Genomic DNA, 24851 nt, shown 5'->3' with positions numbered 1-24851 from the left:
CGATCGGGTACGGTACGGGCGATGCCCCGACTGCTTTCCTCAGCCGGGGCATCGTGCTTCTCTCACTCACGCGTCGGCCACGCGCCGGGCGTTCGCGATGTCGGCGTCGGTTTGCGGGGTCCCGCCGCCGTTGACGAGGAGGTAGAAGGCCGCCTCGTCCGCCTCCGTCGCGCAATCCTTCGTCTCGGCCACGAGGAGCGAGCAGTACCGCTCCATGAAGCGCTGCCCCTTGGGGGTCAGGCCGTTGTGCCGGACATACGGTCCGTCAGCGGTGGCCTCGGTCGTCTCGACGTGGTCCTCGGGGAGCCACGACGCTGGGATGGCGAACTCGCTAGCGAACCACATGACGGCGGTGGTGAGACGCTGCTTGCCGTCGACGACCGCCCACATGCCCTGCCCGGTCTGCCACGGGTCCTCGCCCGTCCAGGCCCCGTTGCCTCGGTCCGCGAGGATGACGACGCCAGCGGGCAGGCCGCGCAGCCAGGTCTGGACGAGGGCGATGCGCTGGTCCTCCCCCCAGACGCGACCGCGCTGGTACGGCGGGTCGATGAGGATCTCGCCGTCCTTCACGCGTCGCGCGAGCCAGAGGGCCGACTGGAACGACGGGTTCAAGCTGATGTGGTCGAACGGTTCGAGAGTCTGTCGCGTCATTTCCGCTTCCTTGCTCGTGGCGGTGAGTTTCTGTTTAACAAGAATCCCGCGCACCGAACCCCTTGTCAACCCATCAATGCAGATGGATGCTAGATTCTGTTAAACACTTACCGAGGGGGAACGATGGGCCGACCAGCCACAGGGCAGACCAAGGTCATGGGCTTCCGACCACCCAAGCCGCTGCGTGACGAGTTCGAGGCGCTCGCCAGGTCCGTGGAGCGCTCGCCTTCCGACGCGCTCATCGAAGCGATGCACGACTGGGTGAAGAAGAAGCGGCGCGAGCGAGCTGCAGAAGGTGATCCACGGGGGGCGCTCGGTCCTGACGGAGAGTCGGACAATCACCCCAAATAACACCCGCGATATTGCATGTTATCGCGGGTAGTTGACGCTTCCGCGGACATGAAGAAGGCCCCCACCGCCCGTGGCGGTGGGGGCTCTACTACTCGCTCGCCAACCCGGGCTCCGGCGGTTCGGGGTCGGGCTCGCGCCATCCGAGGTCGACCTGCGCGTCGACGTCGGCGGCGCCGGGGTCGAGCCGCCGGGCGGCGGGCCGCTCCGTGGGAATGTCCGTCATCCGCACTCCAGTTCTCACGCGTCGATGTGATGGATGTACTGGCGCGCCCGATCCGACATGGGCTCTGGCGGCGGAGGCTCGAGGCCAGTGCTGCGGATGTACGTGCCGAGCTGACGAAGTCTCCCCAGGAGCCAGCCGATGGCCTCATCCTGGGCGGAGATCCGCTCCCGCTGCCTCTCCGCCTCCGCCTCTCGCAGTTCCACACGACGCTCAAGGCGCTCGATCGCCTTCCCCTGCTGCTCGGTGACAGCCAGGAAGTCGTCGCGGCGTTCCTGCTTGGGTGTCCGTCGGGCGGATCGAGCAGCCCACACGCCGGCGCCAGCGGTCGCTACGGTGACGCCTATCTGTGCCCATGCTTCAGGACTCATGCTCACGGGGAGGGCCCACTCTCTTACGGCGGGGCGGCTCTTGCCATCCCGCGACCACTAGCACCGGGGCGGTGATCACCGCCCATACTGCTGCCGCTACCCAGCCGCGCGGGAAGTCCCCGAGGATCCAGGTGATGAGGTAGGAGCCCATCCACGGCACCACGGGCAGTGGCAGCAGCAGGAAGGCGGCAGCGTCGCGGCCCGGCGGAGCCCACGCAGATACGAGCGCCACGAGACCGGTGGTGATCCAGCACCATCCCCATATGGTCAGCGGCATGAAGTCAAGGAGACCGAGGCCGCGCTGGTCAGGCGGCGGCGACACGATCTGGGCGGAGCCGTAGAGGACCCACACGAGTCCGTAGCAGGAGAGGATCGCGCCGCGGCGGCCTAGCTGACGCTTCAGCCGCTGCAGCAGACTGCACTGCACCTACACCCCAGTCAGGCGGCGGTCGGCGCTCGGCGACACCTGGCCGCGGGTGATGAGCCCGAGGACGGCGAGGACGACGGCGTTGAGGGCGCCGACCGTCTCGGCTCCGACTTCGAGTCCGTAGGCGGCGAGGAGCGCGACACCGGCGGCGACGAGACCGGTGAACGCGCTGGGCGCGATCGGCCGGGTGACGGCAGCGGTGGCCGCTGCGAACACGGCGCTGACGACGGCGACGATCGCGCCGGCCTGCTCGGCGGACAGGCCGAAGTTGAAGGACACGATGAGCGACAGGCCAGCGCTGATCGCGGCGATGAGGAGAGCCGGTTCACGGCCGAAGATCTTCATGGTGCTCTCTTCTCTGGGAGGGGTTACTCGGCGGCCCAGTACAGGCCGGAGGCGACGCGGTGAAGCAACTTCACCTGCGAGCCGTCAGGGGTGAGGGCGCGCACCTCGAACCGGAGGTGCTTGTCGGTGGGCACTTCAGTGGCGCACGTGTACTGGTGGCCGCCACCGCCCGCCTTGCGGGTGGGCAGGTACGCGGACGGCTGCTTGCCGGCCGTGTCGGTGAGGTAGAAGCGGCCCTCGATGAGCGTGCCGTCGGGTACGTCGTCCTCGAACAGCAGGTGCACCAGCGTCGTGTGCCGGCGCGGGCCCGTGTGCAGGACCGCGTCGGTGAACGCCAGGGGAAGCCAGTCCTTGCCGACGGGTACATCGACAGAGTTGGCCTCGTTGAGCAGCTGCGGCATGGCGCTCTCCTCCTCGGGTTCCTCGACCGGCGTGGGGGGCGGCGGCTCGGGGGTGGGCGTATTCGTGGCGCGGGCGACGATCTGGGGGAACACCAGGGCCTTGAACTGCCGGATGCGCGCGGCGCCGGGGCAGGCAGTGCCGCCGACCGACCACTGGGGGAACATGCCGTGGTAGCCGTAGCCGGGGTCGTCATGGCTGCGGCAGGTCCGCAGCGGGACCCCGTGGGCCTGGTGGAGCCACACGCCGAGGCGGATGAGCTCCTCGAGCTGCTCGTCCGTCCACGGGTCGGTGTGCTCCAGGTTGGAGGCGGTTTCGATGGACACCGCGCCCGTGCCGTCGGCCCGCCGGTTGGCGCCAGCATTGGCGTCGGCGCGGGTCTCTGTGCCAATGAACTGAGCGAGGTCCCCCCGGAAGCCGAGCCCGAAATGAGACTCGAGGTTGGTGCTGTCCCTCCAGAATTCGTACACGCGGCGCGCGGTCCACGGAGCAGCGATGCTGTGCAGGATGAACTGTGTCGGGCGGATCGCCGCCTGACTGTCCGACTCGGGTTGCAGCTCCATCTTGGTGGCGTGCGGATACCAGGCCATGGGCCCTCCAGGGGATGGGAAGGGGCGCCTGCTGGGGCGCTTGGGACCGGCTCAGCCCACGGCGGGTGCGGAGTCGATGGTGACGGCGGAGGCGGGCGCCCAGTAGCCGGTGAGTCCGCCTGCGGTGATCTGGAACATGGCTCGGCCGTTGACGACGGCGCGGCGGTCGGTGGGCGCATTCGACGGCGAAGGGAAGGCGACGGTCTTGATGCTGGTCACGGTGCCGTCGTCGGTGACCCGGTACGTGGCGATCGGGACGTTGCCGCCAGGGAAGGTCAGGGTGCGCGGGGGCCGGTAGATGGTCGTCAGGTGCACGCCGCGCAGGTAGGCGGTGGACCAGGACTCGCCGACCCACCAGCCGGTGTAGGCCCCGTCGCTGATCCGGTAGTAGATTCCCCGGCCCTGGATCCGGCGCCGCATCGACGCGGGTGCGGACGTGTCCCGGGAGAACGTAACCGTCTGTCGCGCCAGTTCGAAGTCCCCTGTACTCGCCGTCCAGGCCCCGGACGCCGCGGTGTCGAACCGGTACAGGGTGTGCTGGCCACCTTCGAACGCGATCGTGCCGGCGACACCCGGGGCCGGGTAGTCGTCGACGAGCCGGTCGGTCATGTCGGCGAAGTCCGGCGACCCGGTCTGCCAGTGGAGTTGCCGGAACTGGTTGATGTGGTGCTGGTGGTACGTCGGGGCCGGGACGCGGTGGGTGCCGCAGTAGTACGAGTGCCAGCGCACGTTCCGCAGCCGGGGGAAGGCCGCGGCGATCGTCGTCGCGCACGCGTCGTACAGCTCGGCCGCCGGGGTGCTGCCGGTCGCGGCGTGGTAGTCCCACAGCCCGAACATCGCGAAGATCATGCCGTTGAAGGTGTAGTCCCCGGCGCCGGGTATCGCTCCCGGGTACTCCTGGATCCACAGGTAGCCCGCGTCGTCGACGTTGACGGCCCACGGGTCGCCGTCGTCGAGAGCCTGCAGGGAGGCGAACGTCGCGTCGGCGGCTTCGAGGTAGCGGTCGCGGTCGGCGGGGCTGATCGCCTCGACCTGGGCGAGCTGCACGAACAGGCTGAGGGCCTCGCCCTGCGCCATGCCCGAGTACCAGGGCGCCTCGTAGTCGACGCCGGGATGCGCGGGGTTGGCGTAGTCGAACGGGTACCGGTACCACCAGCCGCCGCGTGCCTCGACATGCTGACCGATGAGCCGGTCCGCCTGAGCCCGTGCCCGCGTCAGGAACAGCGCGCGCCGGGTCGGGTCGGTCTCGGTGCGGTAGCTGGCGATGCAGCCGAGGCCGAACTGGGACTGTCCGACCGGATGGTCGAATCCCTCAGCGCCGCCGCCCGGGTGGTACAGGTACACGCCGTCGGCGTCCAGCCGGTACGTGCCGGTCGTCGGTGAGGCGTTCTCCCACTTCACGGGCCGGTCCCGCCAGGGGCGCATCGCGTCGGGCAGGTCAGTGACGAGCCGGTATCCGGCGCGGTTCATAGAGTCTCCAGGGTCAGGCGGCGGGGTTGGTGATGCGGATGCCGTCGAGCCAGACGCTGCTGACGGCGGACCCGGCCTCGGTGGGCACAGACACGGTCATGACGCCGGTAGCGGGGATGGTGATCCGGGTGCCGTGGTGGCTGGAGTTGTAGGTCATGAAGCCGCGGGTGTTCGCCGGCCGGTAGCTCGCGCCGAACGTGAACACGGTCGTCGTCGTGGCAGCCGGGAGCGAGGTCAGGTTGAGGCGGCCTTCGATCTCCCACACCTCGGTGCCGAACTCGGAGATCTTCCGCAGACGCGGCGCCGGGGTGCCGGCGGTGACGCCGGCGGCGAACGACCCGATCGACGCGAACGCCGTCCAGTCGAGGAGCAGCTTGGACTGGACGTTCCAGGCCGTGCCGTCGTAGATGGTCTTGGTGTTGGAGTCCTGGAGCCAGGCCTCCATCCCCTCGACGGGGCTGGCCAGCGCAGCGTTGCGGGCCGACGCCGAGGCGAAGCGCATGTTGCTGCGCTCGACCACAGCGTTGGCGATGTTCCTCGCCAGGGTCTCGGCGTTCGGAGCGTCGGTGAGGGCGGCGATGGACACGCCCTGCCCGTAGTCGTCCGTCGTAGCCATCAGGCGATCCTCCTCATCTCGAGCGTGGACTGGCCGCGGAGGACCGTGGGGGTGGCGGAGGACGCCTGCTGGGCCCAGGCCAGGGCGAACGTGCCGGCGGTGGTGATGACGACGGTGCCGACCGGCCGGGCGGCGACGATCGTGCCGGCGCCGATCGCCCCGAGCGGGAGGGTCGTGGTGCCGACGTCGGTCACGGCGCCCCAGCGCGGGGAGGCGGCGAGGCCGGCCATGCCCGAGTCGGCGGCGCCGGGCCACCATGCGCCCGTGGTGCCGGCGGGGGCGATCCAGCCGAGCTTGAGGTCGGCTGCCGCGTCCGCGTCGTACATCAGGAAGGCGTCCAGCTTGTATGTGCCGGGCGAGGCGGTGACGGTCAGGTGCGGGTCGGCTGCCAGCGTGGTCGTCGACGCACGTGACGTGGAGATGGGCTTGCGTGCCGGGACGGTCTCGCCGATGGCGACCCCGCCGGTGGAGCTGCGGCCCCAGGCGAGCCAGTCACCGGCACCCGACTGCGTGATGTAGATCAGGTCGCCGACGATGGGGCTGACGTAGGTCTCCATCCTGCGGACCGGGATTCCGTCGCTGGTGGTGACCGTGCCGTCGGCGGCGATGGTCGCGACGGTGGCCATGCGCCAGTCGGCGCCGCGGACCGCAGGCGTGGACACGGAAGCGTTCACGGCCTGCTGGCGGACCGCGTCGACCAGGTCGAGAGCGAGTGTCTCCGGTCTCACGTTCCCTCCTTGGCGCTGATCGTCTGGAGGACGAACGGGCCGCCGATGCCCAGGTCGAGGGAGAAGCCGTGGGCTTGGTGCAGCTCGGCGGTGCCGTCGGGATAGATCACCCGCAGGACATCGCCCGGCTCCAGGGCGGAGTTCGGCAGGAGGCTGATGTCGGCGGAGGCGTTGGGGGCGATGCTGGCGCGCAGCCGAAGCGTGCCGGCGGCGGTCGCGGCGCCGCTGCTGATGATGGCGGCGGAGGAGTAGAACCCGGGGCGGCGTCCGAACGGGCCGTCCCAGTAGGTGGGGCTGGTCGGGTCGTTGTCGACGACCAGGGCCGAGACGGGCGCGACGTTCGCTTCGCTGTTCTCGCCGCGGATGAGCCAGCCGTTCTTGACGCCGTCGGCGGACATGCCGCGGTTGGCTTGGATGTAGGCGCCGCCTTCCCCTGCGGAGATCGTCCACACCGGGGTCGTGGTGAGCGGGTCGGGCAGCTCGGCGATGACGAACGTCCCGTCGGCGTCGGCGTACACCTCGGCGCCGATTGCCTCGGCGAGCTCGGTGACGGCAGCCCAGGGGTCGCCTTCGATGTCGAAGATCCTGGGGCCGATCGCCCCGTCGATGGCGGTGGCGACGACGGCGGCGTCGGGGATGCTGCGCTGGATCAGGGCGGTGATGGCGCCGACCGCGGTCCCGGACGCCCGGTAGGGGGCGCGGAAGCGGTCGTCGGCCACTACCGCCTCGAGGCTTTTCCCGAGATCGTCACCGGGCCTTCGTCGACGTCGCCGGACACCTCGTCGATCCGGAACACCCCGAGGGGGACGAGCTCGCGGTCGCCGCCGCCGTAGTCGATGCCGCGGGAGATCCGCAGCTGGGCCCCGTACACGGACAGCTGGTCGGCGGCCGAACGGGGGATCAAGGTGACGTCGTCAAGGGTGACCGTGCAGGAGCGGCGGATCGCGTTGCCGCGGTCCACCGTGACGCTGCCGCCGGTATGCGGCAGCGTCTCCACCCGCCCGTCGGTACGGAACAGCACGACCTCGGTGGCCGGGCTGTGGGACTCGACGATCGCCTTGAGGAACCGGTCCGAGACGGGGTACATCAGTCGCTCCTCCGGTTGAACAGGACGTCCTCCCACGAGCCGTAGGCGGCCAGGACGTCGCCCCAGGTGGCGTGCTCGCTCAGCAGGTCCTGCCAGGTGCGGCCCGCGGACCCGGCCACGCCGACAGTGACCGGCATGTCGACCTGCCGCAGGGGCAGCGTCCACGTCCGCCACGGATCGGTCGCCGCCCCGCCGGCGCGGGCCTCGGTGATCTGGCCGACGGCCACGTACATGTCGCTCACGCCGTGCCCGGGGGCCGCCTGCCACAGCAGGGTGGTGCCGGGGTCGAGGAGCCAGTGCAGCTGCTCCCGCTCGGCGTCGCTCTGGGTGTAGACGGTGAGGTCGCCCTCCAGTCCGCCGCGGGTGTCGGACAGCACGATGCTGTTGCGGCGGCCCCGTACCCGGTACTCGGCCTGCGCGACAGGCCGGGCCCAGTCCGGAGCGCGGGCGATCATCACCAGCATGTTCCGCTGCGGGTTGCCCGGATCCTTCAGCCACCCGTACTGCGCGCTGCCCACCGTGAGGGTGACGGTGTCGCTGGCCCGGGTGGCGACCAGCCCGCCGGAAGAGTTCCTGGTCTCGGCGTAGTACGACACCGGGGCGCCCAGCGGCGCCTCGTAGTCCTCGACGACCAGGACGTCCGAGACCAGGGTGTCGCCGTCGATGAGCCCGCGCTCGCCGCGCACCAGGGTGCGGGTGCCGTCGCTGGAGACCCGCCACATGGTGACCGTGTCGCCCGCGGTCAGCTCCCGGAACGTCACGGTGATGTAAGCCGCGTCGTCGTGGGCTTCGATCTCGTCCAGCGGCAGGGACTGCCACAGGGCGGCCCGGTCCAGGCGCAGTACCGAGGAGGTGGCGGTCGCGGTCAGGCTCCACTCGATGGCCGCCTGAGTCGCCCCCGCCGGGGCCGTGTGCTGGGACGACAGGTACCACCAGTTCGGGCTGGGCACAGCGCCTGACGTCCCGGCGGTCAGGCCGAGGTCAACGTTGGTGGCGGAATACCAGCGGATACCACGGGTGAGGTTCCAGCCGCCGGCCGCGACCTTTGCTCCGATCTCCGCGCTGAAGTCCAGCCCCGCCGCCGCCGAGCCGATCGGGAACTTCGCCGAGCGGATCACGCTGGTGGTGGCGGTCGCGGAGGACACCGTCATGGCGTAGGAGCCCTCGAGACCGTCCGTGCCCCAGGGGGTCAGGCGCGCGAGTGTCGCCACGCCGCTGACCACAGTCCAGCCCGCCACGTCCTTCTCGAAGGAGGCGTCCGCGTAGGGGACCACCGAGCCCTCGCGCAGCGGGGCGGCGGGGATGATGACCGCGCCGTCGATGCGGACCACCTGGGCGGCAGTGCCCGACGTAATCCCGGCAGCGAGCCGCACATAGGCCGCGTTCGACGGGGCCACCCGGGAGACCTTCTGCCGGTAGTAGCCCGTGCCGGGCGCCGACAAGTTCGCCCGCTCGGAGGTGATCAGAGCCGACGCGGCGGTGTAGAACCGCAGCTCAACCCACGTCGTCGACCCGGCCGTCGGCGGGTTGAGGTAGGCGTACCCGATGTACTCCTGCCCCGGAGTCGCCGGCGACAGAGCGGTCGTGCGCACCGAAGCGTCCCCGCCCGCGGTAACCGTCATCGCCAGGACATGCCCGCCGGCCCAGTACCAGTCGACACCCCACTGCACCGGCGGCGTCTGCCGCGCGATGGAGCAGTTGGCGTCGACCTGCCAGGCCAGGGTCGGCGCGTCCATGCCCTCCGCGTCCGCCGACAGCAAGTTGCCGGTAGTGCGCATCGGAGAGCCGAGATAGATGTTCTCGAAGGAATGCTGCACCCCGGAACCCGCCGGAGTGACCGACGAGACTACGACCTGGACCCGCGTCGCCGTGGCGGGGGCGTAGTCGGAGACGCTGATCCGGTGCCACGACGCCGACGCCGACGACGTCGTCACCGACCACGTGATGCTGATCTCCACGCCTGCGGCCGTCAGCCAGCGCAGCCCGATCCGCTCCGGCACCGTCCCGGCCGCGTCCGCGAAGGTCTGGTACTCCACGCCCGGGGTGACGTTGTACGACCAGATGGTGCGGGCCTGCATCTCGCCGGCGGCCGAAGACGTCAGCCGGAGCGTGCCGTCGCCGTTCCGCCCACCCGTGCCGCGTGTGATCGCACAGTTGAGCTTCGGGGTCCAGCCCGACAGGCTCGGGTCCAGCGACTCTGTCGTCGGGCTGAGCATGTTCCCGGGGATCGCCACCGGTCACCCCCTCCGGTTCGCGCGGAACGCCGTCACGGCAGGCTGGAGGGTGGCGGCGACGCGTCCGTCAGCCCGCCGGTCCACGTAGGCGGCAAACTCCTGGCCCTGCACAACCAGACGCAGCGCGTCACCGGGCTGGAGCCCACCAGGGGCGGCGGCCTTAGTGACGAGCGCGTTGGCCTGCTGGGTGGTGAAGACCGGCTCCGGCCGGCCTGTGCCGTTGTAGGCCAGGTTCAGCCCGGGCTGCAGGAAGCCACCCGAGTCGTACTTGTCCGGCTGGAAGCCGTACCAGGAGGTGAACAGCTTGTCGTTGTAGCCGCGGGCCCTGGGGCCGACGACGACGCCGTCGCCGCCCCGCGATTCGACCTTGGTCTTGCCGAGGGTGCCGGCGGTGTGGCCGACCCCGGCGTGGGTGATGCCGACACGGAAGGCGGAGGCGCCGTTGCGGACCCATCCGGGGGCGGTGCCGCCGTTGAAGGCGTGCGTCGACCAGCGGCGGTGGGGCTTCTGCCCGCGGATGACGGACTCGATCGCCGACATGAAGCCCGAGCAGTCCCACGACGGGTTGCCGTTGCCGCCCCACTGGTACGGCAGGCCATTCTGCGTCTTGGCCCACTTCAGGGCGGCCTGGATCCCGGGGCCGCCGAGGACATCGCCGGCGCCCCGCTTGTCCGCTTCCTCGCTGAACCCGAAGATCGAATCGATGATCTTGGTCGGAATGCGGCGGATCATCTTGCCGATGCTGGTGTCCGCGCCCGGGAACTTCGCCAGCAGCGGGTCGACCACCTTGGCCACGCCAGCGCGCGCGGAGCGCTCCATCGTGTCGCCGAGCCAGTTCGCGCCCTTCTTCACCCCCTCCCACACGGCGCTGCCAGCGCCTGCGACCTTCTTTCCTATCCACCCGAAGATCCCGCCATCGGCGAACCGCTGTACTGGCGTGTCCGGGTTGCCGCCGAGCGCTGGAGCGAGAGCGGCCTTGACGCCGTTCGCTCCGCGGGACGTGGCGATCTTGTTCATGGTGGACACGAACCCGGAGCCGACCGCGCGGGTGAACTCGGGCCGCATGATGGCCTCGCCGCCGGAGAGCTCCAGGCCGCCACCGGTCGGCGAGTAGAACTTGTGGACGTCCTTGCCCGGCGTGTAGCCGGGCAGGACACCGCCGGTCGCCCACTTGGAGACGTCCATCTTCTTGATCTCCGGGGCGCCGAACGCCCTGGCGACCAGATTCCAGGTGGGCACAATCCCCGCGTTGTACACCTTCTCGATCACGAACTTGACCGGCTTCTTCGCCAGGTCCTCCACCTTCTGCCAGGCCCGGCCGATGAAATTCTTCGCATCCTCGAAGCTGCGGCCGACGGCCGCGACGCCCTTCTGAATGCTGGAGAATGCAGGCCGGAGGGCCTTGTCCCACAGCCACTTGGCCTTGTCGCCTATCCAGCCGAACACCGGGCCGAGGACGTTGTCCCAGACCCACTTGAAGCCGCTGCCGACGAGCTGAATGCCGGAGCGGATGCTGTTGAACGTCGGCTTGAGGAACATGTTCCACAGGCCCTTGACGCCGCTGCCGATCCAGCCGAAGACGGGCTGGAAGACGTTGCGCCACAGCCACATGGCGATCCGGCCGATGAACCGGAACGCGGGACCGATGGCGTTCTCCCACAGCCACATGGCGATCATGCCGAGGCCCTTGATGGCCGCGATGATCGGCAGGAGGACGGCGACCACAAGCGCGGTCAGCAGGATGCGGGCGGCCAGGGAGATGAAGTTGAACACCGGCTGGAGGATGTTGACCCACAGCCAGGTGGCCCACTGGCCGACCGTCTGCAGGGCGGTCGAGATGCCGGCGAAGACGGGCTGGAGGACGTTCGTCCAGGCCCACATGGCGGCCGTCTGGATCGCCGCCCAGACGGTCTGGACCAGGCTCCGGAACCACTCGAATTTCTGGTAGGCGTAGACGACGGCCGCCACCAGGGCGACGATCCCGATGACGATCAGGGTGATGGGGTTGGCCGCCATGACCAGGTTGAACACGATCATGGCGAGGGTCCACAGCTTCGTGGCGATCCACGCGGCATAGAGCAGCTGGATCAGCCACGGCAGGGTCTCGGCGATCGACGCGATGCCGGAGAGCATGGCACCCAGGACCGTCATCACCGGGCCCGACAGGGGAGCCGAGGCGCGGGCGATCTGGTAAAACGCGCTGCCGATGTCGCCAAGGAACTCCGCGAGGATCGGCGCCTGCCGAGAGGAGTACGCCAGGAACCGCTCGAACCGCTCAGAGCCCTTGAGGCTGGTGCCCCATCTAGCGAAGCGGCCGGTGATCTCCTGCATGCGGGTGGAGATCGACTGCATGTGCGGCAGGAAGGCGTCGATGACGCCGGCCATGCCCCTGAAGATCCGGCCGAAGCTGACGCCCAGCCCGATGATCGCCGGGTAGACCGAACCGGCGAGCTCGTCGCGGAACTGACGCCACCAGGGCGACCGGAACCCGCGCGAGGCCCGGGCTTGCAGCTCGCTGATAGCCCGGGCCGCCGCCAGCACGAACGGCGTCAGCCCGGGAAGGCTGTTCTTCAATCCGTTGATTGCCCGAGTGAAGATCGGCATCACCTGCGGCTGCAGCGACTTCGACCATCCCGAGAACGCGGTCCGCAGCGACTGAACCGCGTTGTAGGTGCCACGAGCCGACGGCGACAGCTTGGCGAGCTCGGCCTGGTACTTGGCCTGAGCGACCGCCGCCTGGTCGACCGCCCCGGCCGCCGACAGAGACGCGGAGGCTATCTGCCGCTGCGCGGACGCGATCGAGTCGGTGGCAGACTGCTGCGCCGCCACCAGCTGTTCCTGCGCCCGAGCGACTGAGCGTGCTCCGTCCTCCTGCACCTTGGTGATGTTGCGCTGCGACTCAGCCACCCGCTCCTGGGCCTCAGCGATGTCCCGCTGCGACTGCACCTGCTGCCTGGCAGCCTCGGCGCGGGCCTTCGTGAGCGACTTCTGCTGGTCGACCACAGCCTCGTCGGCACGACGCAGACGCTCCATGGCGTCCTGAACGGTCCGGGAACCCTCAACGCCAGCCTTATCAGCCGCCGCCTTCTCCGCTGTAAGCTGCGCGGTCTCGCCGCGCTGCTCCCGGAGCCGCTGCACTGCCTGCTCGTAGGCAAGCTGCGCGCGCTGCTGCTCCAGCAGCGTCGACTTGGAGCCCTTCGCCCGCAGCTCCCGCAGCCGCGCCTCCGCCTCCTGCACGGACAGGGCGGCGTCCCGCTCGTCCAGCTGGGCGTTCGCAAGCCGGTCGCCCAGCTCCGCCAGCTCGAGAGCCGCCTCGCGGCGTGCTTGGGTGAGATCCTGCTGAGCCTGTCGGGCTGAGCGCTGGGCATCTGCGAGGGAGTCCTCGGCGTCCGCGATGCGCTCGGCGGCCTCCCGCTGCCGTTCGGCTGCCTGCTCGACCGCACTGGCCAGTGCTTGACGCGCCGCCCGAACCTGCGCTACAGCCTGGCGGTTCGCTTCTACCGACGAGCGGACCGCGTCCGCTACGCCCTGCTCGGCCTGCCCGATCTGCCGGGCCGCGTTGCGGTGCGCCGCCGCCAGGGACTGCTGAGCTCCTGCCATCTGCAGGGCACGAGAGGCGGACTGCGCGGCCGTTTGCGCTCCGCGCGCTGAGGCCGTGGTCGCAGCGTCCTGCGCCGCCTTCTGCGCCTTGAGTGAGTTCGCGATGCCGACAAAGGCGGGCACGGCAACCGCCCCCAGGGCGCCGATGCCCGCACCGGCCGCGACACCAGCCGCAGCGATGGAACCGATACCAGCTGCCAGCACCGGCACAGCCGGAATAGCGGCCAGGCCGGCGATGGCCACACCCAAGTGCAGAACGGCAGACAAGGCGCCGGACGTGTCGACCCTGATCCGGACCTCGTCCCCGTCCAGCCGGTCGACCTGAGCCTGGATCGCTGCCAGCTGGGTGGCAGCGGCGGCAGCGTCAACGCGGATGCCGACGTTGGCGTCCGAAGCGGACAGATGCTCCAGCCGGGCTTGGACCTGCGCAATCTGTGCGAGGGCGTCGGCGGTGGAGATGTCGACGCCGATGCGAGCGTCCTGCAGGGCCTGCATCTGGGAGCGGAGCTGATGGATCTCCCGCTGGGCGTCCGTGCTGTTGGCGTGGAGACGCACCTCGGGCAGGTCTTGCAGGGCGGCGGCCAACTGGGTATGCAGGGAGCGGGCGAATGCCGATCCCGTCTGCTGGCCCTGCCGGGCGGCGGCCGGGCGGGCGGACGCTCCGCCCTGTGAGACGCCGTCGCGGATGCTGTCGCGGATCGCGGCGCTGACCCGTGAGGCGATCTGCTGCCCGACCCGCTCCCCGACCTGGAGCCCGATGCCGGCGACGCGCGACTGCATGGCGTCACCGAAGCTGCTGCCGGCCGAGTTGCCGGCGTCGCGCCCGGCCCGGGCCGCGGCCGGCTCGAGCTCCGACCGCAGACGGGCATAGATGCCCCGGGTGTTCGGGACGACGTCGACCTCTACGGATCCGACCTGGATGGCCACGAGGAACCCCCGTTCCGCGCGTCAGGCCGCGCCTCCGTTGAGCAGGGCGAAGAGGCGTTCCGCGCCGGCCTCGGTGAGCTTCGGTTTCGCCCTGCGTGGCGCCGCTCCAGGCCGGCGGATCGGCTCAGGCGGGCTGGGGAAGTCCTTCTTCTTCTCGGTGTTTACGCACCGCAGCACGTACTCGACGCGCGCCACTCGGTCGGCCACGACTGCGACGAGCTGTTCGAGCTGCGACCAACGCCCGTCTTCGGGGCGGCCCCGGTCGGCCTGCTCGGCTATCTCCTCGTCCGACAGCGAGTTTCGGAGGGAGGTCATCGTGGCGGACTCGGGCGGCAGGTGCTGAATCAGAACCCGCAGCTGCCGCCAGGTCATGTTGTCCCGGTAGAGGTCGAGCAGGTCACGCTGGTAGTAGCGCCACAGGTCGGCCTCTACCGCCTCCGCGTGCTCCTTGACGACCCTTTGGGTCCACTGGACTTTCCCAGCGGCTCTCCGCCCGCCTCGCCTGCGGCGTTGAGGAAGGCGCCGATCTCGTCGTTCGTCGGGTCGAGGTCCAGGTACTGCTCGTAGGAGTCGTCGCTGAGGATGCGCTCCATGAAGTCGTCCATGTCGCCGGCCTTGAGCATGCGCTGCCAGGACTGGCGCCACGCGCCGGGCGGGACGAGCTGCAGCTTCTCGCCGCACAGCTCGCTGGTGACGTAGTGGCCGGCGGCTTCGATCTCCTGCGCGGCGGCAGCGGTCTCGGTGTTCGTTTCGGGCATGGCGCGGGCCTCCTAGAAGCGGCGCGGGCAGGGAGAGGAAGGTGGGCGGGCCGGGCCCGCGCCGACGGTTGTTGGCCCGCCCACCGTTCAGGAGCCCGTGTAGGCGGGCGTCACGGGAACGCGGTCGGCGTGGTAGACGGTGTTGCCGGACTCGTCCGGGTAGGCGGTGATCGTCCACTCGAAGCCGGCGACCTGGTCCTGCTTGTGAGTGACGTCGGATCGCTCGGTGATCTCGCCCTGGGGGACGTAGAACCCGCGCTGGAACTCGCCGTCGAGAACGACGAACCAGAACGCACGCCGGTCCGGCGTCGGGCTCGCGGTCTCCGCGAACGTCGTGAGCCCCGAGGCGGGGGTGAGGTCGTCGGTGTCGAGGCGGTACTGCAGCGCCTGGACCGTGGTCCGGCCGGTCTCCCAGGCCGTGACGGAGAACGTGCGCAGCGACGAGGTGATCGTGGTTCGGATCGGCGCGGTGTAGCCCCACGGGGTGAAGGACTGGGAGTCCTCCTCGAAGCCCTGGACAAGGCCGTCGTCTGACAGGGCGCCGAGCGGCAGCCACGGGTCGAGGGGCTGTACGGCCGGGTCGCCAGGCGAGGCGGTGCCGAGTGGCGCCACCCAGCCGCCGCCGTTGGCGCCGACCTCCAGCAGGTCCGCGGCGCGGGTGATGTTGACCATCGGTGTCTCCAGACATGGATGAGGCCCGCGCACGGGCGGGAACTATCGGGTCCGGCGCGGGCCCTTGGCCGGTCAGGAGACCGGGTGACTGTGGATTGCGTAAGTCGCTCCGACGCGGCGGAGGTCGGTGTTCTCGTAGGGGCGGATCGCGGGTCGGGACACGGTGGACACCAGCCCGAAGACGGCGTTGTCCGTCGCCGAGCCGCGCAGCTCCGTCAGGTACAGGCCGTGCAACTGGGCCGCCAGGGTGATCGCCTGGGCGCGCGTGGCGGCATACACGTTGACGTCGACCAGCGCGCGGTCCAAGCGGATGCCGTCGTCGTCACCGCCCACCACTTCGATCTGCACGGTGGGCAGTTCTTCCCCAAGCCGGTTGTCGAGCTCGTCACGTACCACGACGCCGGAGGCGACGCGGGCCTGAGTCCAGACGATGAGCTCCAGCTCAACGTCGACCGAGCCGACGGCCGCCATCACCGGCCGCCTGCAAGGGCGGCGCGCAGCAGTACGTGATGCGCTGGCACCTTCTCGGTCCCGTACTCGACCCAGCGGGCGTAGTAGGCCCGGTTCCCAACCGTGGCCACGGCCCGGTCCCGGCGCCGTCCACCGCGGGCGGTGCTGGTGACGTAGAAGCTGGCCTTATAGCGGCCGGCATGAGGGTCAGTAGGGCCGCCCACCGGGGCGATGCTCTCCGCGACCGACTTGATGACGGTGGCGCGGCGCACCATCTCGGCCTGCATCATGGGTGATCGTAGAAGCTGGCCGACACCCTTGCGGGACATCTTGAATCGTGCGGACATACCCTCGACTCCTCACACACTGGGGGTTGGGATGGACGTCAAAGGTGTACAGGGCAGCATCCGGTTCGACGGAGAATGGATCACCATCACGAAGCGGGCCGTCGGCCAGCCGTCGCAGGATTTCCGGCTCCGGGCGGCGGACGTCACCGGCACCCGGGTGAAGCCGGCAACTTGGCTGTTCCATGGCTACGTGCAGTTCCTGCTGCCCGGCAGCGTTCCAGCAGAGGAGCAGCGAGGGTTGATGGCAGGCGGGCGGCCACCGCATTCCGACCCGCATTCCCTGTCGATCCCGCGCCGCAGCAACAGCCAAGCCGAGAAGCTCGTCGCGGCGGTGGAGCAGGCGCGCAGCTAGCCCTTGATGCGGTCAGCCGCGAACTGGACGGGGCCGTGTGTGCCGGTGAAGGCGCTGCGGCCCCAGTCCCCTGGTTCACCCGTCACCTGGAAGGTGGCGCCCTGGTACCGGTGACCTTTCAGGACTTGGATCTTGTCGGTGGTTCGTATATCCGTTCCTGGCGGGGCGTAGACGGTGATGCCCACGATGACTGTGTCCCGTCCCTGCTGCTGAGCTCCGCCGACCTGCGGTGCCGACTCTCGGGGCGTGACGACACATCCGGAGACGGTGAACGATTCGTCCACCCCCGGCAAAGGCTGGCCGCGAGGGTCCCGGCCCAGGGAGGGGCCCATACGCAGGACACGGATCGGGACGCCGAACGGATAGGGGCCGGGCATCAGTGCCAGCCCCAGCCCGGCTCGTACTCCATACCGGAGCCGTAATCGTCATCGAGTGGATACGTCGGTGACGGGTCAGCGGTCGCCGGGGTCGGGTCGACGGTGAACGCGCCACCCCGGCCGGCCAGCGACTTGAGAGCCGCCTTGTCGGCCTTCGTCAGATACAGCCCCCCGGAGCCCTGCGGGCGCTGCACGGACATCGGACCGATCGTCTCGTAGGAGATCTGCTGCGGGTTGACGTAGCCCCGGCCTGCCACCGACAACACGATCGCTGTCGCCTCGTCCGGCAGGGGCTTGACCACCGTTAGGCAGAGGTTGACCGCCTGCGTCAGAAGCAGATCTGCCCGGTCGCCGTCGATCTCGTCCATGCCGAGATAGAGGCCGAGCTGCTCGGCGGTCGGGGCTACGAACGCCATGGCTGCCTCCTAACGGGTGAGCGCCTCCAGGGCGTTGCACCAGGCCGCCAGGTCGGCCGTCGGGTCCAGCTCCGCCGACCGGGCCTTTGCCCGCTTCGCGACCAGCCGGTACTCAGCCGGGTTACTCAGCAGCTTCCGGATCACGGTCTCGTAGCCGTCGATGTCGTGACGGTCGACGAACACGCCCGCCTCGCCGAGCGACTCGCATAGACCCGGGGTGGGGTGCGCAATCACAGGGATACCGGAGGCGAGCGCTTCGACGCCGGCCCGCCCCCACGACTCATACGACGAGGGCATCAGCAGCACCTTCGTGCGCCGATACACCGCCTCTCGCATGTCGTGACCGCAGATGTGGTCGATGATCTCGACGTTCGGCAGGTCGGGAAGGATCTGCTCACCGTAGGCGCCGCGGACCGCCAGGAACTCGACGTCCGGCATGCGCTGGGCGAGCTGCTCAAGGACCCGCCCGCCCTTCTCCAGGTTGCAGTTGATCAGCGTCACCTTGCGGCCTGGTCGGGTCCGGTACTCGCTGGCGAGGACAGGAGGCCGGACGATGATCTCGGCGCCCGGGCGGACGCTCTTCGGGTACTCGGCGAAGAACAGCTCCGCCTCGCGGGCCATCCACTGCGAGTTGTAGACCGCGAGCGACGTGTCGCCGCCCGCCATCTGCCGAAACGACGGCAGGTGAGTGTTGTGCACGACCACCGCCAGCGGCTTGCCGTACCCGCGGGCCAGGGCGCCGGCGGACGGGACGTTCTCCAGGTGGGAGACGACCACGTCTGCCTTCCGGATCGCCGTAGCCGAGTCCAGGCGGGACTGCAGCGGCACCACCTGGACACCGTCCAGCTCGTAGTCGGCCCGGTCTGCGGTATAGCGCGACAGCCACACCGAGACGTCGTGACCGCGCTCCACAAGCGCCCGCAGCATGGAGTGCACCATCCACTCCGCGCCGGCATTGTGGCGAGGCGGGTAGCCGTGCAGCCGGGCGACGACTCGCATCGGCGCCCGGCTGCCCTCCCCGCCCAGGCTCACGAGCTGCCGCCCGCCGCCAGGTACTTGACGAACGCCTCCACGTCGCCGAGAACGAACCCGTAGTACGCCTCCGCCAGGAGCAGCACCAGGTTCTCCTGGAACGCCGAGTGGACGCCGCCGTCCTCGTCGATGTACGTCGCCTCGCGGGAGATCCGCACGGTGATGTCCATGCCGACACCGTAGGCAGTCTGCGACCAGTCACCACCGACACCGCGAAGACCGGTGTCGATCGTGCCGGACTGGCGGCGCAGCTTGCCGGACACGCTGCGGGAGTAGGCGACCGGCTCGCCGACCAGCGTGCCCGCCAGTGCCGCGCCAGTGCCCGGCTGTGTGGTGTCGACGAAGATCGGGCGGCCCGTGGTGTCGGTGGCGCCCAGCAGCGACGGCTTCATCCGGTGATCCAGGACCGTTCCTGTGTAGTCCCAGTCGTCGTTGGAGACCTCACGCATGCCGGTGACGAGGTCCCCCCAGATGCCACCGTTGGCCTGGGTGGTGGTGCCGATGGTGACGGACTTCGTCGTCTCGGCGAGGTGGTCCGGGAAGGGGCCGGTGGCGCCCTTCATCGTGCGGCCGTGGATCGCCGCCCGGTCGAAGGCGCGGGCGAATGCGGTCGGCAGGTCGCGCTGGAGCTGGGTCCACAGGCCGGCGGCGTTGGACTGCACGACCTCCATCGCAACCGGGATGAGGACGGCGATCTTCTTGCCGCTCATGGTCTTGATGTCGACGCCGCCCGTGCCGAGGGGCTTCCGGCCGGCCTGGTCGACCCAGTCGGCCGTCGGGACGTCGAGCGGCACAGGGACCGCCGTGGTCGCCGACATCGACAGCGGGACCCGGCGAGCGAGGCTCATGATGGCGCTCTGCTCGACTGACTTCTCGAAGATCGGCCCGGTGAGGGTCGGGGGAAGGAACGTCGCATCGACGTCACTCAGCTTGATCGGCTGCGTTGCAACCATGGAGGGCTACCTCTCTCAGCGGCCCTTCAGGGCCTTCTGCATGAGTCCGGCGAAGATGTCGCCGGGTTCTGACGGGGTTCGGTTGCCGTTGCCCGAAGAGCCCTGGGTACGGTCAGGCGCCGGGCGCCGCGGCCCGTTGTCGGACGGCCTGGCCCAGTGCGGTTTGCGGTTCAGCAGGTCCGCGAGGTCACGCTTGATGCCGTCGGTGTCGATGACGCCGTCGGCGTCGACGTAGGCGGTCAGGTCGAGGGCGCCGGCGGCGTCCTCCGGGTCCGCGAACGTCGGGGCGGCGAGCGCCTCGACCTTGGCGGCCACGGCGGTGCGTACCGCCTTCGCGGCCCGCTCCTGCTCTCTGGTGAGCTGCTCGGCGAGACGCTCCTGCTCGGTCTTCTGCGCCTCTTCCAGCTCCTTCGCCTTGCGGGCGAGGGGCTCCAGCTCCTTGAGACGCTCGCGGAGGTTCTTGTTCTCTGAGTTCGCCTTGCGGATCTTCTCCTGTGCGCGCTCCAGATTGAACGGCTCAGCGTCAGCGCCCTCCGCCTCCGGGGCGGTCTCGGGCTGCTCTGTCTGCTGCTCGACCTGCTGGTTCTCTTCGGTTTCGGGCATGACTCTCAGGCCCTCCAGGGGCTTTGGGGACGCCGCCTCCGGGGCGGCAGAAGGGTGGGTCAGTGAGCGGCGGGCAGTTGCCCGTGCTCGGCGAGCGCCTGCCGGAACCGGCGAAGCTGGTCGCCCGAGTGGGGCGCCGCGAACTCGCGGTAGAGCCGCTCCCACTCACGTGCGTGATCGGACAGCTCGAACCGCTGCCCCCTGAACACCGGGACCACGCCGCAGTGACAGCCGTCGTGGGCCCGGAAACTGGCCGTGTCCTGCTTGTAGACCGCCCCGCGGATGGCGAGCATCTTGCAGAACGAGCACGCGCCAAGCGCTGCGGCCCGGGCCCAGGCTGTCGCCTGCCGATCGCGGCGCACCGCCTCCTGGACGGTGCCCCGGCCTTGGTCGACGACGAGCTTCTGCGCCACCTGCTCGGCCTTCTTCTCTGCCTGCTCCAGACGGACGTCCAGGGGCTGCCGCTGAGCTTCTGTGGTCTGCGGATCGTCCGGGTCGCGCTCCCAGATGTCCTTGGTGGCCCAGCGCAGACTATTGTCGACCTGCTCCTCCGGCGGCGGCTCCAGCAGCGGCACCGTGAACCGGCCGGTCACCCGGGCCGCTACGCGCTCCGCCTCGTAGTAGTCCGCGGCCAGCGAGGACGACGCAGCGCCGTACTGGTCCACCAGCGCGCGCACCGCAGCGATCCAGTCCGGGACCGTCGACTGCAGGCGCGACGGGATGATGATCCGCCGCAGGCTGCGCATGTCCCGCAGCAGGAGCCGGGACAAGCCTCGCTGAGCGCGGCGCTGGCGGTCCGCCGAGGAGTCGCCGTCAGAGACCAGGGTCGCCATCGTCGACCTCCGGCTCGTCATCCGGTTCGCTCTCCTCGCCGACCTGGCTCAGGGAGGCGAGGAGCCGACGGCCTTGAGCGCGGCGGCGATCAGCGGCGACCCGCTGGCGCTGGTCCTCGGTGAGGCCTGCCATCTCCAGCAGGACGTCGGAGTCGGCCGGAATGATGCCCGCCGCAGCCAGCTTCACCGCGGCGTCGGTCTGCGCTGCGATCGTCGGCGTGGCCGGGTTGCGCCATACCGTCTCGATGCGCCGCGTCTTGTCCGGCGGCTCGCCGTCCCGGACCCACAGCGCCAGCCGCATCGCCTCGCGGTGCGTCGCGCCGAACCGCCTGATGCGCCGTTCGGCCTTCTTCACCAGCATCGCCTCGGACGACCGGATGGCGTCCGCGGAGGCGGGGTTGTCGCTGGTGTAGCCGAGCATGTGCGGCGGCAGCCCGAGCTGAGTGGCCATGATCCGCGCATACAGATCGATGATCTTCGTCTGTCCGGACGGATCGTGAGCCGGGAACGTTCCGACGGTCGGGACCTGCCCGTCCTCATCCCGCTCAAGCGCCAGCACCCGACCGATGTAGGTCTCCCAGGCGGACTTGGCGTTGCCCTCCGCGTCCTGGAACGCCGACTCCGAAGCGCCGAGGATGTAGCGTGCCGGGGCACCGAAGAACTCGGACGCGACCTCGATCCCCATCAGGCGCCGGCAGGCCGCGTCGGTGATGGACATGACTTCGGGTGTGATCTCCGACTTACCGACACGGTCCGCGGTCCGCTGCCGGTTCGCCATCCGCAGCACCGGAGGCATCCCCAGCCCGTGCATGTCGCGGTCGATGACCTCCCAGCCGCCCGACTCGCTCTCAACTGCGTAGATCGTCTGCATCGGCAGGTACAGCGACACCAGGCGCTCCTCGGGCGACAGCCCGAAGTCGAAGCGGTCCTGGCACTCACGGAGCCCGAACAGAGGCATCCGCAGCCGCGCATCCCACGTGAGGGTCATGTCCAGCGGCGACTCGAACGTGATGATCGGCGGGGCGTCGTCCGTGTCCGCTGACCCGACCGTCACGTACTCGCGGCCGTAGGTCAGGGCGTCCAGATGCGCCAGGCTCGCCTCGTCGTACAGGTCATTGGACTGGGCGATGTCCTCCAGCTCGGACGAATCCGCCCCGTCCGCCCAGCGGAACGCTTCCAGATCGAGGCGCTGCTCCAGGGCCTCTACGCCGATCCGCGGCCACCCGATGACCGTATGCAGGCCCTTGAGCTGCGGCGGGATGGAAATCCCGAGGTCCCGGACCAGCTGCTCGCCGTTGAAGTACGCGTCCAGCAACTCCAGCTTGAAGCGCTGCGACAGCAGATCCGACCGGAGCATTGTCAGGATCTGCAGCTCGTCATCCGACAGACCGATCAGAGGCAGGGTGGGAGTCGTCACCGCAGCACCACCACCCGTCCCTTACCGCGCACCGAGGAGCGCTTGGCCCACACCGTCGAATTCATGACCATCCGGCGCAGCATCCGCGCACCGATCGCGCACACCGCCAAGTCGACCTTGCGGGCCGACTCGCGGTGCTCCTTGCCGATCGTGTAGCCCCAGGCATTCGTTCGGCGCCGGGCGTTCGCGATGTGCTGCCGCAGCACCTTGTGGCCGTCGTGCGTCAGCTGCCGCTCCAGCACATCCCGGTAGAAGCGGTCGACGGCCTCCGTGAAGGTCTGCTGGCGGCGGCGGTCGCGCATGTCCCACATCACCGCGTGGCGGCCATTCCCGGACGGCACGGCCTTCAGCTTCAGCCGCTTGCCGTACCGCTGGGCCCAGGCGTCGATGTAGCCGTCCCAGTACCGTTCGCCGTCGGCGTCATCCTGACCGGCGCCGGGGTCGGCGAAGAACGCGATCGGCCGATAGTCGGCGAACACCTGGTCCACCACCCCGTCCACCTGTTCGCGCGGTACACGCCACGGGGTGCCGTCCGGCCAGTTCGCCGGCCGCTGCCACACCCCGAACGTCACCAGATGCCCGTCCGACATGCGGCAGCCCACCAGGCCCGTCGCGTCATCGCTCTTGGAGCCGTCGAAGAAGAGCACCAGCTCGTCGCCGGGCTGCAGTTCGATGCCCTCATGCGGGCACGCCTGCCACTCGTAGGGCGCCAGGAAAGCATCCTCGGCGGCGACGATCTGGTTGAACCAGAAGCGCCGAGACCGGCTAGGCGGGTTCCTCACGTCGAGGATGGAGGCCTTCAGCCGCTCGATGTCCAGCCAGGTCGAGTCGCCGCGAACGGCCTTCAATGTCGGCTCGATCCACGCCTCGGTCAGTCTCGCTTCGGCCGGGGCCTCCAGCGAGTCGTAGAACAGGCCGGTATCTGCGGCCCGGCCGGACTCGGCGGCCTCGAAGGCTTCCCGGCTACGCTCGGCGACGCTGTCCTCGCCGGGCTCGTAGGCGTTCGTGTTGGCCAGCGTCCGGGATTGCCCGTCTGCCGACTTGGTGGCGTTCCGCTCGATGACCGCGGCCATCTCGTGCCCCTGGTTGGACTCCAGCCAGTGGTGCGTCTCGCCCATGTTCACGGCGGTCGGCCGGCCACCCTCAAGGGCCCGCGGCGAGGACGTGACTGCCTCGATCCGGGCCCGCCCCTTGTCCGCGTAGATGATCTCTTTGCCGAGGTCGATCCGGTACTCCTCGATCGCCCGCTTCGTCAGGATCGACGGGAACAGCGTCATCGTGTTCCTCGTCTGGTCCTGCGACACCGCGGCGATCTGCACCCAGGCCGCCGGATGCTGAACACCGAGCGGCTGTCCCGGCGGGACGCCCCACTCATTGCCCTCGTCCGCGACACCGCCGAAGCGGCACGGGCCGACGAATTCGTAAGCCGACCAGGTGGCGATCAGCGGATCCTTGCCCCACCCCTTGAGTCGCTGGATGACTCCGTCCCGCCACAGGAAGCGGTTCGTGGCCGGGTCCATGGCGTACCACCACAGCGTCAGCCGGGCCTGTTCAGGCGTGTACCGCCACGGCGCCCCAACATGGTGCTGCAGGTACGTCGCCGTCCACGCCAAGGCATGCCAGCCCAGCGTGTATTGCGGAAGGAGGAACCGCCCGTCAGGGCCTCGCTTCCACGTCGGGCCGAGCGTGAAGGGCTGCACCACCTCAGGGACGTCGTCAGCCACCGATACGGGACTGGTAGTCGGCGATGGCCGTCACCGACGCTGGAGCCGGCTGCACCGCAGGCTTCCGCTCCAGCTCGATCCTGGCCCTGCGCCGATCGCCTTCCGTGGTGAGCAGCGCGCTCATCACCGAGTTCAGGGCGGCGACCAACTGCCCGTTCGGGGCGCGGTCGGTGTTCAGCAGACGGGACATGAGCTCGGCGGCGTACCGGGCTGTGGCCCAGTCCGACGGCTGGTAGAAGGCGGCCTGACCTGATTCCCGCAGGGAGAGGTACCAGTCGGTGGCGATCTCGTGCCACGAGTCTTCGGGCTCCGGCAGGTCCGGGAGCTGGGCCGGCGGGCCGGAGGGGGCTTGCAGCAGCTCGGGGCCGTCGTCCTTGTTGCGGCGGCGGCGTTCCTCGCTGCGCTTGGGGATGGGTCCGTGTGCGCCCATGGTGACCTCCAGGGTCGACGCGCCACCGGGGCGCGAGGCGGGCAGTGGAGAGCCGACATGCTCCGCCTCCAGGGCGGACGGCCGGCGGGGGCCAAGGGAACCCGTACAGACAGTCAGGTGCTATACGGCCCCGATGGCTCAAGATCGCCCCAGGGGGGTAACCCCCCGGTAACCTAAACGGCTTCAAACGATCTACGATTTGGTGATCGTTAAGCAGGTACCGAACCATGATCATGGATCTTGACCGGACCTTCGCTCAGAGATTCGATACGGCGAACCGCTTGACGCGGCACGAGCAACAGGCTAGGGCGAACGGGTGAGCGACCGGCTGTGAGGTAGGCCTGACACGCTGCCTCACGCCTCGCTCAGCCTCTACCTCCTGCGCCGGCCGGCGTTGGCCCTGCTCCCTGGCCACACACCCGTGCGCTCACGATGCATGCGCGCGCAGTAGCCCTTGGCCCGCGGACCCAG

Annotated in this window: 25 protein-coding genes and 1 pseudogene; 1 reads left to right on the top strand and 25 read right to left on the bottom strand. The window is 69.6% G+C overall.

Annotated elements, in window-relative coordinates; genetic code table 11:
- Positions 1-66: 66 nt before the first annotated feature.
- The 16 genes and pseudogenes from ACF08D_RS08460 to ACF08D_RS08385 all read right to left on the bottom strand — a co-directional run bounded on the left by ACF08D_RS08460 (position 67) and on the right by ACF08D_RS08385 (position 16243).
- The gene (locus ACF08D_RS08460) at positions 67-651 is read right to left on the bottom strand and encodes a DUF262 domain-containing protein (protein ID WP_392221794.1); all 585 of its coding nucleotides are present in this window, start codon (positions 649-651) and stop codon (positions 67-69) included.
- 439 nt (positions 652-1090) lie between these two features.
- The gene (locus tag ACF08D_RS08455) at positions 1091-1225 is read right to left on the bottom strand and encodes a hypothetical protein (RefSeq protein ID WP_392221793.1); all 135 of its coding nucleotides are present in this window, start codon (positions 1223-1225) and stop codon (positions 1091-1093) included.
- A 14-nt stretch (positions 1226-1239) separates the two neighbouring features.
- Positions 1240-1593 (bottom strand): hypothetical protein, encoded by a 354-nt coding sequence (locus ACF08D_RS08450; protein WP_392221792.1) that lies wholly within the window; start codon positions 1591-1593, stop codon positions 1240-1242.
- Between the two features lie 427 nt (positions 1594-2020).
- Positions 2021-2365, bottom strand: a complete 345-nt coding sequence (locus tag ACF08D_RS08445) for a hypothetical protein (RefSeq protein WP_392221791.1) — start codon at positions 2363-2365, stop codon at positions 2021-2023.
- Positions 2366-2388: 23 nt separating this feature from the next.
- On the bottom strand, positions 2389-3354 hold the full coding sequence (locus ACF08D_RS08440) for an N-acetylmuramoyl-L-alanine amidase (RefSeq protein WP_392221790.1): 966 nt from the start codon (positions 3352-3354) through the stop codon (positions 2389-2391).
- A gap of 51 nt (positions 3355-3405) precedes the next feature.
- Positions 3406-4824, bottom strand: coding sequence for a D-glucuronyl C5-epimerase family protein (locus ACF08D_RS08435; protein ID WP_392221789.1), 1419 nt, complete (start codon positions 4822-4824; stop codon positions 3406-3408).
- A 13-nt stretch (positions 4825-4837) separates the two neighbouring features.
- On the bottom strand, positions 4838-5440 hold the full coding sequence (locus ACF08D_RS08430; RefSeq protein WP_392221788.1) for a hypothetical protein: 603 nt from the start codon (positions 5438-5440) through the stop codon (positions 4838-4840).
- The gene (locus ACF08D_RS08425; RefSeq protein WP_392221787.1) at positions 5440-6168 is read right to left on the bottom strand and encodes a hypothetical protein; all 729 of its coding nucleotides are present in this window, start codon (positions 6166-6168) and stop codon (positions 5440-5442) included. The genes ACF08D_RS08430 and ACF08D_RS08425 overlap by 1 nt, the downstream gene beginning before the upstream one ends.
- Positions 6165-7255: pseudogene (locus tag ACF08D_RS08420) on the bottom strand (DUF5047 domain-containing protein). The gene ACF08D_RS08425 and the pseudogene ACF08D_RS08420 overlap by 4 nt, the downstream one beginning before the upstream one ends.
- Positions 7255-9489: a hypothetical protein gene (locus tag ACF08D_RS08415; RefSeq protein WP_392221786.1), complete on the bottom strand. Its 2235-nt coding sequence runs from the start codon at positions 9487-9489 to the stop codon at positions 7255-7257. The pseudogene ACF08D_RS08420 and the gene ACF08D_RS08415 overlap by 1 nt, the downstream one beginning before the upstream one ends.
- Positions 9490-9492: 3 nt before the next feature.
- Entirely contained in the window at positions 9493-14016 is a 4524-nt protein-coding gene (locus ACF08D_RS08410) for a hypothetical protein (RefSeq protein WP_392221785.1), read from the bottom strand.
- Positions 14017-14037: 21 nt separating this feature from the next.
- Entirely contained in the window at positions 14038-14388 is a 351-nt protein-coding gene (locus ACF08D_RS08405) for a hypothetical protein (protein ID WP_392221784.1), read from the bottom strand.
- 56 nt (positions 14389-14444) lie between these two features.
- Entirely contained in the window at positions 14445-14774 is a 330-nt protein-coding gene (locus ACF08D_RS08400) for a hypothetical protein (protein WP_392221783.1), read from the bottom strand.
- An 87-nt stretch (positions 14775-14861) separates the two neighbouring features.
- Positions 14862-15446, bottom strand: coding sequence for a phage tail protein (locus ACF08D_RS08395; protein ID WP_392221782.1), 585 nt, complete (start codon positions 15444-15446; stop codon positions 14862-14864).
- 72 nt (positions 15447-15518) lie between these two features.
- Positions 15519-15917 (bottom strand): hypothetical protein, encoded by a 399-nt coding sequence (locus ACF08D_RS08390; RefSeq protein ID WP_392221781.1) that lies wholly within the window; start codon positions 15915-15917, stop codon positions 15519-15521.
- Complete coding sequence (locus tag ACF08D_RS08385) at positions 15917-16243, bottom strand: HK97 gp10 family phage protein (protein ID WP_392221780.1); 327 nt, start codon at positions 16241-16243, stop codon at positions 15917-15919. Before ACF08D_RS08385 ends, ACF08D_RS08390 begins: the two co-directional genes overlap by 1 nt.
- Before the next feature lie 31 nt (positions 16244-16274).
- On the opposite strand from ACF08D_RS08385, the gene ACF08D_RS08380 reads away from it, so the two are divergent.
- On the top strand, positions 16275-16595 hold the full coding sequence (locus ACF08D_RS08380) for a DUF4429 domain-containing protein (protein WP_392221779.1): 321 nt from the start codon (positions 16275-16277) through the stop codon (positions 16593-16595).
- On the opposite strand, the gene ACF08D_RS08375 is transcribed toward ACF08D_RS08380, so the two are convergent.
- The 9 genes from ACF08D_RS08375 to ACF08D_RS08335 form a co-directional block, all read right to left on the bottom strand.
- Complete coding sequence (locus tag ACF08D_RS08375; RefSeq protein ID WP_392221778.1) at positions 16592-16780, bottom strand: hypothetical protein; 189 nt, start codon at positions 16778-16780, stop codon at positions 16592-16594. The genes ACF08D_RS08380 and ACF08D_RS08375 overlap by 4 nt on opposite strands.
- Positions 16781-16971: 191 nt before the next feature.
- Entirely contained in the window at positions 16972-17388 is a 417-nt protein-coding gene (locus tag ACF08D_RS08370; protein WP_392221777.1) for a hypothetical protein, read from the bottom strand.
- A gap of 9 nt (positions 17389-17397) precedes the next feature.
- Complete coding sequence (locus tag ACF08D_RS08365) at positions 17398-18387, bottom strand: glycosyltransferase family 4 protein (RefSeq protein WP_392221776.1); 990 nt, start codon at positions 18385-18387, stop codon at positions 17398-17400.
- 29 nt (positions 18388-18416) lie between these two features.
- On the bottom strand, positions 18417-19373 hold the full coding sequence (locus ACF08D_RS08360) for a phage major capsid protein (protein WP_392221775.1): 957 nt from the start codon (positions 19371-19373) through the stop codon (positions 18417-18419).
- A gap of 15 nt (positions 19374-19388) precedes the next feature.
- Positions 19389-19976, bottom strand: coding sequence for a hypothetical protein (locus ACF08D_RS08355; RefSeq protein ID WP_392221774.1), 588 nt, complete (start codon positions 19974-19976; stop codon positions 19389-19391).
- A 59-nt stretch (positions 19977-20035) separates the two neighbouring features.
- Positions 20036-20809, bottom strand: coding sequence for a hypothetical protein (locus ACF08D_RS08350; protein ID WP_392221773.1), 774 nt, complete (start codon positions 20807-20809; stop codon positions 20036-20038).
- The gene (locus tag ACF08D_RS08345; RefSeq protein ID WP_392221772.1) at positions 20790-22226 is read right to left on the bottom strand and encodes a phage portal protein; all 1437 of its coding nucleotides are present in this window, start codon (positions 22224-22226) and stop codon (positions 20790-20792) included. Before ACF08D_RS08345 ends, ACF08D_RS08350 begins: the two co-directional genes overlap by 20 nt.
- Positions 22223-23950 carry a terminase gene (locus ACF08D_RS08340; RefSeq protein ID WP_392221771.1) on the bottom strand — a complete coding sequence of 576 codons (1728 nt, stop codon included), beginning with the start codon at positions 23948-23950 and terminating at the stop codon, positions 22223-22225. Before ACF08D_RS08340 ends, ACF08D_RS08345 begins: the two co-directional genes overlap by 4 nt.
- Positions 23943-24380, bottom strand: a complete 438-nt coding sequence (locus tag ACF08D_RS08335) for a hypothetical protein (RefSeq protein WP_392221770.1) — start codon at positions 24378-24380, stop codon at positions 23943-23945. Before ACF08D_RS08335 ends, ACF08D_RS08340 begins: the two co-directional genes overlap by 8 nt.
- Positions 24381-24851: the final 471 nt, after the last annotated feature.

Source organism: Streptomyces sp. NPDC015131, assembly GCF_043079975.1.
Lineage (GTDB): Bacteria > Actinomycetota > Actinomycetes > Streptomycetales > Streptomycetaceae > Streptomyces.
Note: the sequence above shows the minus strand (reverse complement) of the source record. Positions and strands in the feature narration are given on the sequence as shown.